This window comes from Limnobaculum xujianqingii (assembly GCF_013394855.1).
GTDB lineage: Bacteria > Pseudomonadota > Gammaproteobacteria > Enterobacterales > Enterobacteriaceae > Limnobaculum > Limnobaculum xujianqingii.
This window is the reverse complement of sequence record NZ_JABMLK010000001.1, coordinates 2,304,379-2,318,494: the sequence shown is the minus strand read 5'-3', so window position 1 is coordinate 2,318,494 and position 14,116 is coordinate 2,304,379. Positions and strand designations below refer to the sequence as shown.

At 45.7% G+C, this 14,116-nt stretch carries 13 protein-coding genes and 1 pseudogene; 11 read left to right on the top strand and 3 right to left on the bottom strand.

Annotation, left to right across the window (positions count from 1 at the left end):
* Positions 1–89 precede the first annotated feature (89 nt).
* Positions 90–2,258: a hypothetical protein gene (locus tag GOL65_RS10535; RefSeq protein WP_140919698.1), complete on the top strand. Its 2,169-nt coding sequence runs from the start codon at positions 90–92 to the stop codon at positions 2,256–2,258.
* Positions 2,228–2,965, top strand: a complete 738-nt coding sequence (locus GOL65_RS10530; RefSeq protein WP_407657475.1) for a DUF3142 domain-containing protein — start codon at positions 2,228–2,230, stop codon at positions 2,963–2,965. The genes GOL65_RS10535 and GOL65_RS10530 overlap by 31 nt, the downstream gene beginning before the upstream one ends.
* A 68-nt stretch (positions 2,966–3,033) precedes the next feature.
* On the opposite strand, the gene GOL65_RS10525 is transcribed toward GOL65_RS10530, so the two are convergent.
* The gene (locus GOL65_RS10525) at positions 3,034–6,399 is read right to left on the bottom strand and encodes an autotransporter outer membrane beta-barrel domain-containing protein (protein ID WP_140919699.1); all 3,366 of its coding nucleotides are present in this window, start codon (positions 6,397–6,399) and stop codon (positions 3,034–3,036) included.
* A gap of 253 nt (positions 6,400–6,652) precedes the next feature.
* Between GOL65_RS10525 and GOL65_RS22600 the strand changes: the two are divergent.
* The 7 genes and pseudogenes from GOL65_RS22600 (at position 6,653) to GOL65_RS10490 (ending at position 10,399) form a co-directional block, all read left to right on the top strand.
* Positions 6,653–7,788 (top strand): annotated as a pseudogene (locus tag GOL65_RS22600) (threonine synthase).
* Positions 7,789–7,800: 12 nt separating this feature from the next.
* Complete coding sequence (locus GOL65_RS10515) at positions 7,801–8,202, top strand: RidA family protein (RefSeq protein ID WP_140919700.1); 402 nt, start codon at positions 7,801–7,803, stop codon at positions 8,200–8,202.
* 182 nt (positions 8,203–8,384) lie between these two features.
* Positions 8,385–8,786 (top strand): 30S ribosomal protein S6, encoded by a 402-nt coding sequence (gene rpsF / locus GOL65_RS10510; protein ID WP_108901257.1) that lies wholly within the window; start codon positions 8,385–8,387, stop codon positions 8,784–8,786.
* A gap of 6 nt (positions 8,787–8,792) precedes the next feature.
* On the top strand, positions 8,793–9,113 hold the full coding sequence (priB, locus tag GOL65_RS10505) for a primosomal replication protein N (RefSeq protein ID WP_140919701.1): 321 nt from the start codon (positions 8,793–8,795) through the stop codon (positions 9,111–9,113).
* Positions 9,114–9,117: 4 nt separating this feature from the next.
* Entirely contained in the window at positions 9,118–9,345 is a 228-nt protein-coding gene (rpsR, locus tag GOL65_RS10500) for a 30S ribosomal protein S18 (protein WP_000135199.1), read from the top strand.
* A gap of 36 nt (positions 9,346–9,381) precedes the next feature.
* Positions 9,382–9,834 (top strand): 50S ribosomal protein L9, encoded by a 453-nt coding sequence (gene rplI / locus GOL65_RS10495; protein ID WP_140919702.1) that lies wholly within the window; start codon positions 9,382–9,384, stop codon positions 9,832–9,834.
* Between the two features lie 175 nt (positions 9,835–10,009).
* A complete protein-coding gene (locus tag GOL65_RS10490; protein ID WP_140919862.1) occupies positions 10,010–10,399 on the top strand; it encodes a DUF488 domain-containing protein in 390 nt (129 codons plus the stop codon).
* On the opposite strand, the gene GOL65_RS10485 is transcribed toward GOL65_RS10490, so the two are convergent.
* Positions 10,359–11,024 carry an OapA family protein gene (locus GOL65_RS10485; RefSeq protein ID WP_140919703.1) on the bottom strand — a complete coding sequence of 222 codons (666 nt, stop codon included), beginning with the start codon at positions 11,022–11,024 and terminating at the stop codon, positions 10,359–10,361. The genes GOL65_RS10490 and GOL65_RS10485 overlap by 41 nt on opposite strands.
* A 315-nt stretch (positions 11,025–11,339) precedes the next feature.
* Between GOL65_RS10485 and GOL65_RS10480 the strand changes: the two genes are divergently transcribed.
* Entirely contained in the window at positions 11,340–12,554 is a 1,215-nt protein-coding gene (locus GOL65_RS10480) for an MFS transporter (RefSeq protein ID WP_140919704.1), read from the top strand.
* A 112-nt stretch (positions 12,555–12,666) separates the two neighbouring features.
* Positions 12,667–13,287 (top strand): FKBP-type peptidyl-prolyl cis-trans isomerase, encoded by a 621-nt coding sequence (fklB, locus tag GOL65_RS10475; RefSeq protein WP_140919705.1) that lies wholly within the window; start codon positions 12,667–12,669, stop codon positions 13,285–13,287.
* A gap of 71 nt (positions 13,288–13,358) precedes the next feature.
* Here the strand turns inward: fklB and ytfE are convergent, their stop codons facing one another.
* Positions 13,359–14,024 carry an iron-sulfur cluster repair protein YtfE gene (gene ytfE, locus GOL65_RS10470; RefSeq protein ID WP_140919706.1) on the bottom strand — a complete coding sequence of 222 codons (666 nt, stop codon included), beginning with the start codon at positions 14,022–14,024 and terminating at the stop codon, positions 13,359–13,361.
* Positions 14,025–14,116: the final 92 nt, after the last annotated feature.

Below are 14,116 nucleotides of genomic sequence, written 5' to 3'. Positions count from 1 at the left end.
GATTTGGTGAACAATCATATGGTGATAACCCATAAATAATATGATAAAAAACGGCGAATGAATTCAGTGATGACAGGGAGTTGGTGCAAGTGAAAAAGCTATTTTTAGCGGTATGCCTTACCGGATTATTGTGTCAGCCAGTGCAGGCATCTTTTGATGGTGATGGATGTGATTTTTGGTTAGCCCCATGTTCCCTGCCTCTTGGCAGTTATCCATTTTTATGGGTAAGCAACGATACCCGTGCAAACTTGTTGTTACTGGAATCAGATAAGCACCAATTTGCTTCAGCGTATGCACCTTTAGCGGCTGAACCTGGTCGCAGTCGTGAATTGCCTTTTAATATTCCTCGTGTTGCGCCTCCGTCTGGTGTTAATGAATATGGTTTTGCTTTCACTGAAGTTGATATACCAGCGATTAAAAAGCTGGCGGATCAATTAGGGGTTGATATTAGCTCTTTGGATCTGTCGGATAAGATGCTGTTGGGGGGCCGTGGTCGAATGGTGTCTAATACGCCTGCAGCGTTGGCTCACTTTTTTCAGCTATTGATTGATGATAAAGAACTGACGCCGGAACAACGCAAAGATTTAGCCCATCAGCGAATGAACATCCTGATCGATCCCGAGCTGGCAGACGTTTCAACCGCTGCGTTCCCTGAAAAATCACATGCTGCCGATTTGCATAATTATTTATTCAGCGCCGCCTATTTTTATAATGGCAACTTTAGTGAGGCGACCGCGGGCTTTCAGAATCTGGTAAAGGCGAGTCAGCCTTGGGTAGCGGAAACTGCGACTTACATGTTATTTCGCGTGGCGCTAAATCAGGCCGTTGAACATGCCCTGGATGAGTATGAGATGTTTGACGTAACCAAAAGCGATAAAAATCTGACCTCGCTGGCTGCTCAGAAGGCGAAGGATTATCTTACGGCTTATCCGACCGGGCGCTATGCGACATCAACTCAAGACCTGTATCGCCGTATTTACTGGTTTGCTTCTGAATGGAATGAATTGGCTAAAAGTTCAGAACAGGCGCTGGGGCGGGCAGCCAATATGGAGATGCTACAGTCTCTGATTAATGAAATTGATACCAAATTATTGAGCAGCTACGCATGGCAGGATATCGATAATCAATTTGTTTCCGCGCCAGAAACGCCAATGTTAACTCTGACTCAAACGCTACGCCGTTTGCGGGAAGGCTATCAGTCCCGCCCCAATGCGATTCTGGTTACTGAAGCAGAAATTAACGGTTATAAACCTATGTTTGAAAAGGCGGGTATGGCTTCGGCATGGAACTATTTACATAATGCCTGGCTGTTTTATCTGCCAAAAGATTATGCCAAAGTAGAGTCTGCTATTCCTGCTGCGACCACACAAGCGTTGACTGATACTGTAGATTTCAGCCTGCAGGTTCTTTTGGGGCAGGCGTTACAGGCGCAGAAAAAATGGCCTCAGGCAGAAGCGCACTGGCGTCATTTACTAACTTTAAAAACCACTGCTATTCAGCAGCAGTTCCTGCAGTTAATGCTAACTAATTCACTGGCCTATCAGGGAAAACCTGAACTGGTATTTGCTGCCAACAGTCCGGTTACCTCACTTCGCTTCCGTTCTTTAGTATTAAAAGATGTGGCCAATGCTTCGCTGTTACGCCAACAGGTAGCTTCTGGTGTAAATAATGAAGAACGTGTTATTGCGCTGCATACGTTACTTACCCGGGATTTGATTACCGGGAATTATTCGGATTACCTGAAAGATCGCGCTTTGGGTAAAGATTCAGTGTCACTGAAGTTTGATAAAGAGAAGCTGGGTGATGTGAATATCACTCTATTTGACTGGGATGGTAGCAATACCGAGAAAGGCTACCTTTGTGCATCTCTGGATAAGACCGCAGAAGTACTGACCAGTCAGCCTAAAGATGGACATGCGCTTAACTGTATGGGGGAATTTTTCCGCTTAACCGAAACTCACGTCGATACCGGAATGGAGTATGGTTTACAGTGGCAGCTAAATGATGCACCCGCCATGTTTAAAGGCAAAGCTCAGAGCCGTTTAACTCGCTATCAGCAAGTAATCGCCAATCCTGGTGCAGAGCCGGAAGATAAAAGCTATGCCCTGTATCGGGCGATCATGTGTTATGCCCCTTCAGGCTACAACAGTTGCGATGGGCAGGAAATTGACAGCAATGTGCGTAAATCCTGGTTCCAGCAGTTAAAGCGTGATTACAAAGGTTCGGTGTGGGCAGAAAAATTGCGTTACTACTGGTAACCAAACGCATTCTGCTGGTATTCAGCCTGCTATTGAGCCCGATGGTTTGTGTTGCTCAAAGCGGGGTTGATGCCAGTCAGTATCAGAAGTTCTGGCTATGGGCTGGGGTTCGTCCTCAGCCCGTGCTACATCAGATGTCTGAGCTTTATCTCTATCAGGGAGAAATTGTCCGTCAGCAGGGAAAAGCCCGGTTGTGGAGCAAAGGGATCCCGGTAAGTCGATTAAAGGCACCCAAGCTTTGGTTATCAATACGGGTTACTACGCTGGATATTCCGGAGCCAATGTTGGATGCCATGTTAACGCTGCGGGAAAAGTGGGTTGCAGCAGGCAATCAGCACGTGGGTATTCAAATTGATTTTGATGCCGCCAGCTACCAACTTGATAAATATGCAGAGTTTTTAAGCCGGGTTCGGAACAAGCTGCCAAAAGATTGTCCTTTAAGCGTTACGGGTCTGCTGGACTGGGCGAAAACCGGTAATGTTAATCAGCTTAATCAACTGCCGGTGGATGAACTGGTGGTGCAAACCTATCAGGGGCGTAAGACTGTTACTAACTATGATGCCTATTTACCCGCGCTACTTGGTTTAACTATACCTTTTCGCGTAGGTTTAGTTCAGCATGGTGAGTGGGATAAGCAGTGGCAGCAGCGACTATCACAATCTCCTCACTATAGGGGGGAGGTGGTTTTTTTGTTGAATCCAGGCTGATTGACTAATATTGATGTAATGCCCTGTTTTTAGGCAGGGCATACTTTTAACGAAGATGCTGGAATAGTTTAAAAACGCCAGTTCACCGAAGCATTCCCCGATACATTGTTATAGCCAGAACGGAACAGATCGCTGGATACACCAACATTCGCCGTCACGTCTTTATTAATCTGATAGCTCAGATTTGCCTGAACGCCTGCGGAGTCACGACTGGTGATCCGATTCTTACTGCTAAATGAAACATTATCATATCCACTGAAATTGGTATTTTGCACCAAATCAGTATCCAGATATTCATGGTTCCAGGTAAGTTGCAGGCTGGCTTTAAATCCCTGACCTGTTGTTCGCGACAGATCCAGTGAACTGCCAATACCGATACTGGAACGCAGTGAGTTAAAATTTTTAGCATCCAGTTCCAGACAGGCGCTGTCACAGCCGTTCTCATTAATGTCCGGATGAGATAACACCGTATAGTTCAGTGCGGCAACAGGTCCGGCGCTGAATTCAGGTGTTAGTTTCCAGTTATAACCACCACCAGCCATCAACGAACCGCTCAGACCAGTCCAGTCGGACTGATTATTAGTACGGTAATTACCCACTCTGACGCTGTGATCCATTGAACCATCTTCAATACCAATACGTCCGTTACCAAACAGATACAAACCTGCCATTGGGTCTTGTGTATAGCGAGTATGCAGACCTAAATTAAATGCAGTCGTTTTTCCGGTACCGTTCTCCGGTGATTTAACTTTTACCGTTTGACCGCTAACCGCACCGTGGAATCCTAATGTCCAGTCAGGGGCTGCTTCATAAGGTTTCTCGGCACCAAAGATAACGCCATAGCTGGAAGCGTTATATCCCACGCTGTTATCTTGCCGGTCTTGCCAGAAACCACCGCCAAACGGAATGGCAAAAGCTCGAGATCCGGTTTCAGAACGGTCAGAGGCAGATGCCCTTTGAATGCTGATAATGTCTGTAATTTGCTGTTCACGGTTTAGTGCGCTGGCAAACATGGCGCTATAATTGGCCGGAGAAAGCTGGTTTAGCGCATTGGCAATAGTGGTGCTATCGATAAAGTCCAGCGTGCTAAACAGTGGCTGCAAATCGGACTGGGCATTCATGACGATCTGGTCTAATGCGCGACCAACTCGCCGGGCGTTGTCATCTAAAGCATATTGGCTATAAGCATTATTATCCCGCAGCATGGATAATTGATACAGGCCATTACCTTGAGGAGTAATCTGTAATTTCAGGGTTAATGATTCAAATTGGCTGTTGATTTCGCTAAATTCTCCAGTTGTTGAACCGAAGCTCAACATGCTACGAGTATCTTGTGTCCAGCCACCCGGATACCAGCCGGCCTGAGGTACAAAGGTTAACTGACCATTTAAATCCGCAGTACCACTAACGGTAAATATATCGCTGGAACCATCGTTGGCAATTTCAAGCAGTAGTTGTCCATCCTCACCCTGTTGGTAGTTGCCCAGTATATCGATTTTACCCATAGAGTTACCCGGAGCAATAACTCCGTGGTTAGTGAATAATCCGTTACTGTTTAGCGTATATTGGCTGTTACCTGCCAGCCTGGCATCTGAAGCGACATTAACGCTATAGAGTTGATGAATCCCATTGAGGGAGGTTTGCCCTCCTGATAGCTCCAATGCCAGGTTGTTGATGCCTTGAATATTATTGTCGTAACGCAAATTGAAACTGGCATCAGCTTCATCGGTTGCCCGGCCACTGTCATCGGCTAATTTACCAAAAGTGAGGTGGGTCAGGCGTTGCTGTTCACTGTCATCTTTTTGGTTATAGTCAGAATAGATAGCGCCTTCCAGACGGGCACCATTCATTATATTTATATTGTTAACCAGCGCATTGGGTGCAATATAAATAGCAGCATCTGTTCCTGCCAGACGGCCGCTGATATCAGCATTATTGACCAGTGCTCCATTTAATTCTGGCAGTAACTCAGCTTCTTCGGAATTGACGAAGCGGATAAAGGAACCACGATATTCGCTGGTATTACCCAGCAGGTTATTACCAAAATCAAAGATAGCGGCAATCCCCATTTCACCATTCGCCTGAATATCTCCCCGATGAATAAAGTTATGATCTTTACCGTAGGTGAACATTACGCCACGACCATTGACTCCATCAGCGTAAACACGCGTATCAGGTTCGATTATCAGGGTATTGTTTTCACCATCGACTCGGATACCGGCTGCACCAGCACCGGCAGTAAGAATATCAGCCGCCTGATGCAGTTGGTTATTACTGCCATAGATATGTAAGCCCAGCCCCAGAGTGGAAGTATTGTACTGGTCAGAAACATAAGCCTGAGCAGTTGCATCCCATAATGAGTAACTATGCTGGCTAATGATTGTCTGATTATCGCCGTAAACAGAAAATCCATACATATTGCGGCGTTCAATCTGGTATCCCATATCCTGCAATATCGCCAGTTCAGCTTCCATAAAGGTGGTATAGTTTCGATAGTTTTGATGGCTCATCAGACTATTTTTTAATTCAATATGACTCATGTAATCGGTATCAAGTTTGCCATCTTCTCCCATAATCTTTACCGGAACGCCCGGCATTGAACCAGCCAGAACTTCACTAACATATTGCCCTGCGAAATAACCTTTATCCTTGCGTACATCGAAAGCGTTATCTGAGTAAGGATTTTCACAGTCTGAACATAAAACAGCCTGACCAGGCTGCATTGAACGACCATTATCATCGCGCAGGTGTTCGGTCCAATTTCCATAAGTAGTTGATGCGTAGGGTTTGTTGTCCTGAGTTGAACTATCGTCCTGGTTGTCGGAATCCGAGGAGGTACTGGTCGAGTCTTCATCTTCATCAACCGGCTTGTTTAGTCCTGCAATGTTGCTATTGATGCCTAAACCATGTGCCAGTTCATGAAGTGCAATACCGAAAGTATCAGCCTGAGTGGTAGAACGAGGTAGTAATGAAGGGACGTAAGCAAGGGTATCGTAATCCATCTTTCCCAAAGAAAGCTGAGCATGGGAACCAAACGGTAACAATCCGGGATCCTGGCCAAGTAATGCAGCCTGTAATTCAGTAACGCTCAATTGGCCCTGATGTACAAATCCGCTACTACCAGTAGCATTTTCCTCATCAAATGTAGTGATGTGAATCTGAGCAGGTAGTTGTCCGGGTCGAGGATTAATCACTTCAGCCCAGTAGTCGATGCTGTTAAGAACTTTTGTTTTTTGCAGATTATCCAGAGTCCAGGTCGAAGGCTTAACAGGTTCAGCATCCGGATGTACTTCTGGTGCTTCACCCTGATTAAAGAATGTAGCCTGAAATACGGAAGCACCTTGTGGGTTAGTAATTTGGTAGCTATCAGTAGCTTGAGTTGAGGGGCCAAACAATAATACGGGCAGAGATAAGGGAATTATCAGCTTTTTCATCTACATTCCTTTGTATTACTTAATAAAAATTGTGAATAACTACCTTTAAAACTATTTATGTGTGACAAACATGAAAAAATTTTAAAGATTAAAAAAAACTTTATAACGAAATTATTTTTTATGGAATAGTTACGGATAGTTTTTTGATAGGATCGAATTAACACTTTGTATAATATTTTATTGTTTGTATATGAAAGCAGAGGTATAAAAGAGTCTGTTCTAGGCCAAATTGACAGATCTCCGGAGAGTGACGATGAAAAAAGTTATACCCGAATATATTGATCAACGTAATGGACTGAATTATCAAATAGATGAGTTACGTTGGTGTTCCGAAAAGAAAGCGCCATTGATGATTACACCCTTACCCGGAATTACCCGTGATGAAATTGATAGTCGTTATCGCTCACTCTGGCGTTATCAGGCAGCTTTACCCGTCGCTATTAAACATCCGGTTTCTCTGGGGGAAGGCTGCACGCCACTGGTTGGTAAGCGCTGGAACAACACCGATGTACTGTTCAAATTGGAATGGTTTAATCCAACCAGCAGTTTTAAAGATCGTGGCGCAGCGGTGATGGTCTCTTTTCTGGCTCAGTTAGGTGTGAAGGAGTTGATTGAAGATAGTTCCGGTAATGGCGGTGCGGCAATTGCTGCCTCTTGTGCCGCTGCGGGGATCAAAGCGCGAATACTGGCTCCCGAATCAACCTCACCGGCTAAGCTATTACAAAGTCGGGCCTTTGGTGCAGAAGTTCAGTTAGTACCCGGTTCCCGTCAGGATACAGAAAATGAAGCACTGCGACAGTCAGAATCTACGTTTTACGCCAGCCATAACTGCACCCCTTCTTTCTGCAGGGAACTAAATCATTAGCCTATGAGCTATGGGAAGATTTAGGTTTTAAAGCCCCGGATAACATTATTATTCCTACCGGTGCCGGTAGTAATGTGTTGGGCTGTGATATTGGTTTCAGCGAACTGTTAGCCGCCGGTCAAATTAAAAAACTGCCTAAATTGCTGATTGCGCAACCGGCAAATTGTGCGCCAATAGATGCGACCTTTCAGGCTGGTGCGACAGAGTTGGTACCAACAAAATATGCCGCAACTATTGCGGAAGGTACCGCCATTCGAAGCCCGGTGCGTCTGAAAGAGCTGTTAGACGCTATCCGTCGTTCTGGCGGCAATACGGTAGCCATAACGGAAGAGCAAATCACTCAGGCAGTGATTAAGCTAACGTCGATGGGGCTTTATGCCGAGCCAACCAGCGCAACGGCTGCCGCAGCCATTGATGAATTTATGCGTCGTGGGGTGATAAAACCAGGGGAAACGACAGTGGTGATTCTGACCGGTTCTGGCCTGAAGGCTTCCGGTGGGATGAGCGATATTTTTGCCGGATAAGGGGAAATGGATATGAGCGTTTCTGATACAGAAAACAGTATTGTGCATGTTAACAGCCCTGAATTATCAAAACCCGGTGGGCATTACTCTCACGCCTGTATTTGCAATGGTATGGTCTATCTTTCAGGACAACTGCCGGTGAATGCTCAGGGCCAGGCATTGGCAGACAAGCCATTTGAACAGCAGGCAAAGCAGGTACTTTTTAATATTGAAGTCAGTCTGAAAGCTTCCGGCAGTAGTAAAAGCAAGCTGGTTCAGGTACGTATTTTTATTGTGGATATGGATATGTGGCCGGAATTTAACCGCCTGTATGCTGAATGGATTGGTGACCATCGTCCCGCCAGAATTGTTGCTGGTGTCTCTTGTCTGCATTTTGGTTCTGCCCTTGAAATAGAGGCTATTGCACAGGCTTAAAACAGTTTAACTTCAAGAGATTCAGTTTATTACTAAACCAATGCTGAATCTCCTTGAAGTTCCCTCGCCATAAACGTACAATTCAGCGTCATTTTTTCAGCCGTACACATAAACACGTTCCTTGCTTCCATGGGCCACGGCTGACCCTGACAGGAGGCTGAATAATCCGTAAGGAGCAATTGATGCGTCATTACGAAATCGTCTTTATGGTCCATCCCGACCAAAGCGAACAAGTTCCAGGTATGATCGAACGTTACACCGGTGCGATCAAAACTGCAGGTGGTGAAATTCACCGTTTAGAAGATTGGGGTCGTCGTCAACTGGCTTACCCAATTAACAAACTGCATAAAGCTCACTACGTTCTGCTGAACGTTGAAGCACCGCAGGAAGCGATCGATGAGCTGGAAACTAACTTCCGCTTCAACGATGCCGTTATCCGTAGCATGGTAATGCGTACTAAGCATGCCGTAACTGAAGCCTCTCCAATGGTTAAAGCAAAAGACGAACGTCGCGAGCGTCGTGAAGATTTTGCTGAAGAGCTAATGGATGATGACTCAGATGATGCTGAGGATTCTGAAGAGTAATTGCCGGTGCAGACTGCAAATCGGTTGGTGTTGTCTGGTATAGTAACCAAGACCCCCATCCGTAAAGTAAGTCCATCTGGGGTTCCGCATTGTCAGTTTGTGCTAGAGCACCGCTCACAACAGCAGGAAGCCGGGTTTAACCGACAAGCATGGTGCAGAATGCCCGTGGTTGTCAGTGGACAGCAGTCTCAAGCGTTAACTCACAGTATAACGGTCGGCAGTAGCCTGAGAGTATCCGGTTTTGTCAGCAGCCATCAAGGCCGCAACGGACTCAATAAATTAGTGTTACATGCCGAGCAGATTGAATTGATAGATTCTGGAGACTAGCCATATGGCACGTTATTTCCGTCGTCGCAAGTTCTGCCGTTTCACCGCGGAAGGCGTTCAAGAGATCGACTATAAAGATATCGCAACGCTGAAAAATTATATCACCGAGAGCGGGAAGATTGTCCCGAGCCGTATCACCGGTACCCGTGCTAAGTACCAGCGTCAGCTGGCACGTGCTATTAAGCGCGCACGTTACCTGTCTTTGTTACCGTATACTGATCGTCATCAGTAATCGGCAACGATCCACGAACTTAAAGAGGATACGGTAATGCAAGTTATTCTGCTTGATAAAGTAGCTAACCTGGGCAGCCTGGGTGATCAAGTTAATGTTAAATCGGGCTATGCTCGTAACTATCTGGTACCGCAAGGTAAAGCGGTTCCGGCAACCAAGAAAAACATTGAGTTTTTCGAAGCTCGTCGTGCTGAGTTAGAAGCCAAACTGGCTGAAACTCTGGCAGCTGCAGAAGCTCGTGCCGCTAAGATCTCTGGTCTGGGCAGCGTGACTATCGCTTCTAAAGCGGGTGACGAAGGTAAACTGTTTGGTTCTATCGGTACTCGTGACATCGCTGATGCAGTAACTGCTGCTGGCGTTGAAGTGGCCAAGAGCGAAGTTCGTCTGCCAGAAGGCGTTTTACGCAATCTGGGCGAGTTCGAAGTTAGCTTCCAGGTTCACAGCGAAGTATTTGCTAAACTGAACGTTATCGTGGTTGCTGAAGACTAATATTTAGTTTTCTTACCATGTTTAAAACGCCGACTTATGTCGGCGTTTTGCTTTTTGATTTTCGAAACGTTTCCTTTCTTTTTTGTTTTATCGATGTGATATTAGCTTCGGGTTCAGTAATGCCCGAACGATAAAGTTATTAAGCCAACAGAGCTATGTTGATAAGGAGAATATGATGGTTAATATTCATCTGGCGAGGGTCTATGAAATTAGTCCGCCCATTGCAGAAAATAGTTTTCTTATCGATCGCTTATGGCCCAGAGGGGTAACCAAAGCGCGTCTGTCAGGTGTTATCTGGCTAAAAGAAGTCGCTCCAAGCACTGAACTGCGTCAACGATTCCATGCCGACCCAACGCGTTGGGATGATTTTTGTCGCGACTATCTGACAGAGCTTAAGTATGGGCAGAACTGGATGCCGTTGTTGCAATTACTACAACAAAATAAAAGTATTACTTTGCTCTTTGGCAGTAAGGATATGGAACATAATCAAGGAGTAGTGCTGCGAGATTTTTTGTTGCAACAGCTTAACGTTCCCGGCGAAAACGTCCATCATTCTGGCGAGTAAACAGGGCTGATTTATTAGCAGAAAGTTCAACTTCCAGTGCCATAACTTGCTTATCCTGAGTAAGCTGAATCCGAATTTTTTGGCCAATCTTTAAGGCGTTAACCGGTTTTCCCGGCCCTTCAACCTGCGCCAGTAAAAATGCATCACTAACGATAAAACGATTCTCCCGGAACAGCTGAGTCAGCGTATGTCCTTTCTGGATAGTAAACTCTTTCCACTCGTGATTAGTGGGTTGCTCAGGTATCACAGGAGGTTGAGATGTTGGGGAGGGGGTTGGCGTTTCGGTAGTTTGCTGACTGGAAGCCAAAGGAGGTGGTTGAATTGGTGCTGGTGTATTTAAGGCCTGAGATGGCTCAGGCGGTGGCGCATTTGGCTGCGTAGTGCTCGCCTCCGGCGCCGATAACTCAACGGGAGTATTGCTGCTGGTTGTGGTTTCCCCTTTATCACTGGGCCACAAGAAAGCACATAGAATTAATAGGGTAGCGAGTATCACACCACGGCGGTGAGCATAAGGGAGAGGTTCCATCCAGCTGAAACCGTCAGGCAAGTGCCATAATTTAGATAATAGGATCTTCAGCGGGTTATTACCGCTTTGCGATCTCTGTTTGACTTTATTTACCTGCATCACAACACCTCATCTGGAACTCCATCAGACATGAACCGCCTGTCTGGTAGTCGTGTGATTTTAACCATAATAGATCGAATAAAATAGATTTGGTAAATAATATAAACAGATAGCTTCTGTTTGCTGTGGGATAAATCGCCATTATTTATTCATCATGATGGTTTTCCTGATTTTCTCCAATAGCAGATTGTACAGTTTGTAAAAAATGATTAGCGGCTTTAGATGGTGTGGTGCTCCATACACAGTATACTTTATGGTGCGATTGTTACTTTCTTAGCAGTAATGCCTGCCAGTACCATTTTAAGAATCTAAATAATGAATCAGAAAACCGAAAATAAAGTCCTGACGCCAACATTAATTATGATTATGGCGCTGGCAACCGGATTGGTTGTTGCCAGTAATTATTACGCACAGCCTTTGCTGGAAACTATTGCTAAAGCCTTTGGTTTGTCAGTAAGCCAGGCAGGGTTCATCGTGACTGCTGCTCAGTTGGGCTATGCCGCAGGACTGATGTTTATTGTTCCATTGGGCGATATGTTTGAACGGCGTGGGCTTATTGTCTTGATGACGCTGCTTTCTGCGGCGGGCATGTTGATTACGGCAACTTCATCAACGGTGATGGGCATTATTATTGGTACGGCGTTAACCGGCTTGTTCTCGGTCGTGGCCCAATTACTGGTTCCTTTTGCTGCGACGCTGGCAGAACCGGCTAAGCGGGGAAAAGTTGTCGGTATTGTGATGAGTGGCCTGTTGCTGGGGATTCTGTTGGCGCGGACAGCGGCGGGTTTACTGGCCGCTGTTGGTAGCTGGCGAACTATCTATTGGGTTGCAACGGTACTCTTAATATTGGTTGCCATCATTCTATGGTTTGCACTTCCCCGCTATAAGCAAAGTAGCGGACTTAATTATCCGCAATTATTGGTATCAATTATTTCGTTGTTTTCCCGTAATACCACGCTGCGTACCCGGGCTTTTCTGGGGGCACTCTCTTTTGCTAATTTCAGCGTGCTCTGGACCTCAATGGCATTTCTGCTGGCATCCCCACCCTATAATTACTCTGAAGCCGTAATTGGATTATTTGGTCTGGTGGGCGCGGCAGGTGCGCTGGCGGCGAGTGGTGCAGGGCAGTTGGTAGACAAAGGTAAAGCCAGCCAGACAACTAGTATTGGTTTAGTTTTACTGTTTCTTTCCTGGATACCGATTGCCTTTGGCGAGGTTTCTATCTGGACTTTACTGCTTGGCATTATTGTACTGGATTTAGCGGTACAGGGCGTTCACGTTACTAACCAATCAGTGATGTACCGTATGATGCCGGAGGCAAGAAGTCGACTAACCGCAGGCTATATGACCAGCTATTTTATTGGTGGTGCTTTAGGTTCACTGATTTCTGCGATGGCCTATCAATATGCTCAGTGGCAGGGTGTTTGTGTGACCGGCGCTGTATTAAGCCTGATGGGAATTGTTATCTGGTGGCTGACCAAAGGGAGAATAGCGCAAGAAGCAGTGCAACATGAGGAAGCACAGATATAATTCAGGCAATGCTTTGTTGTTGTCGTTTATTCTGCCGGATTTCCTGTGGTATGCTTCGCCTCTGTTTATCTTTCCAGATCTATTTTCTAAGGCTATTTTCTGAGGAAACATAATGACAAAGCCATCTTTTGACAGCGTAGAATCACAGGCCAGTTACGGTATTGGTTTGCAGGTTGGGCAACAGCTCCAGGAGTCCGGTTTAGAAGGACTGGTGCCAGAAGCGCTGTTAGCCGGTTTAACGGATGCTTTGCATGGCAACCATCCTTCTGTGCCAGTAGACGTTGTTCATCGCGCATTGCGTGAAATTCATGAGCGTGCCGATAAGGTTCGCCGTGATAAGCAGGAAAAAATGGCCGAGGAAGGCGTACATTACTTAGAAGAGAACGCTAAACGTAGCGAAGTGAACAGCACCGAGTCTGGCCTGCAGTTCGAAGTTCTGACTCAGGGCGAAGGTACTATCCCTTCCCGTCAGGATCGCGTACGTGTTCATTATACCGGTAGCCTGATTGACGGTACTGTATTTGACAGCTCGGTTAAACGTGGTGAACCAGCTGAGTTTCCGGTAAGCGGTGTGATCCCTGGTTGGATTGAGGCATTAACGCTAATGCCAGTCGGTTCCAAGTGGAAGTTAACTATTCCTCAGCATCTGGCTTACGGTGAACGTGGCGCCGGAGCTTCTATTCCACCATTTAGCACACTGGTATTTGAAGTGGAATTGCTGGAAATTCTCTAATTATTGAGAAGTAGCATTCAGACAGAATATCAGCCAGAGTCTATTTTACTCTGGCTGATTTATTTACCGGATTACTTGTTTGCTAAAGCCCGAGGGAAAAGAATATTATTTTCCAGATGAATATGTTCCATCAGGTCAGTAATAAACTCTTCTGTTGAGCTATACAGCGCTCTCCAGGTATTACAAGCTTCAGCCGGAGGCGTTAAATTATTGGTTATTTGTTTAATTTTTTCGACATCCTGACCCGCCTGATCGTGTTCCATCTCCATGACATTGATGGGACCACCTGCCTGAGTTCCCATTCCCTGTTCGATCATTGGAAACAGAATTCTCTCTTCTTTCATCATATGCTGTTCTAAATCCTGATAAATAATGGTCAGTCTTTCCGCCAGGCCATGAGGACAGGTCAATTTAGCTGCATGGACGCGTTCAACTTTTTGAGCCAGTAAAATCAATTCTGGTAGTTGCTCTCTGTGACGTTGATGATAGCGCTGTAGAATATGTGAAATCATTTCTGAGTAAGGTGATTGAGACCAATCTTTGGCCTCAGAAGGTTTACTGGCGAGCCGATCAAGCTGTTGAGATAACTCGGCTATATCCAGCATTTTTTTGTCTGCGGCGCGCTGTAGCGTCTGTTTTCCGCCACAGCAAAAGTCGAGGTCATATTGACGAAATAACTTTGTCGCTCCGGGAATAGCAACGGCTAAAGCCCCTAATGATTGGCTGGCGTATTCCATAATGACTCCCCATATATTTAAAGGTCAGGTTTGATATTTGATTAAAGTGTATTTTAAATGCATCATTAATAAATGCAATGTGAGTTTTATTT

Bases quoted from the DNA above. Each gene is read 5' to 3' on its own strand.
- GOL65_RS10525 (WP_140919699.1), bottom strand. From the start codon at position 6,399: ATGAAAAAGCTGATAATTCCCTTATCTCTGCCCGTATTATTGTTTGGC.
- GOL65_RS10515 (WP_140919700.1), top strand. From the start codon at position 7,801: ATGAGCGTTTCTGATACAGAAAACAGTATTGTGCATGTTAACAGCCCT.
- rpsF (WP_108901257.1), top strand. From the start codon at position 8,385: ATGCGTCATTACGAAATCGTCTTTATGGTCCATCCCGACCAAAGCGAA.
- rpsR (WP_000135199.1), top strand. From the start codon at position 9,118: ATGGCACGTTATTTCCGTCGTCGCAAGTTCTGCCGTTTCACCGCGGAA.
- rplI (WP_140919702.1), top strand. From the start codon at position 9,382: ATGCAAGTTATTCTGCTTGATAAAGTAGCTAACCTGGGCAGCCTGGGT.
- GOL65_RS10490 (WP_140919862.1), top strand. From the start codon at position 10,010: ATGGTTAATATTCATCTGGCGAGGGTCTATGAAATTAGTCCGCCCATT.
- GOL65_RS10485 (WP_140919703.1), bottom strand. From the start codon at position 11,024: ATGCAGGTAAATAAAGTCAAACAGAGATCGCAAAGCGGTAATAACCCG.
- GOL65_RS10480 (WP_140919704.1), top strand. From the start codon at position 11,340: ATGAATCAGAAAACCGAAAATAAAGTCCTGACGCCAACATTAATTATG.
- fklB (WP_140919705.1), top strand. From the start codon at position 12,667: ATGACAAAGCCATCTTTTGACAGCGTAGAATCACAGGCCAGTTACGGT.
- ytfE (WP_140919706.1), bottom strand. From the start codon at position 14,024: ATGGAATACGCCAGCCAATCATTAGGGGCTTTAGCCGTTGCTATTCCC.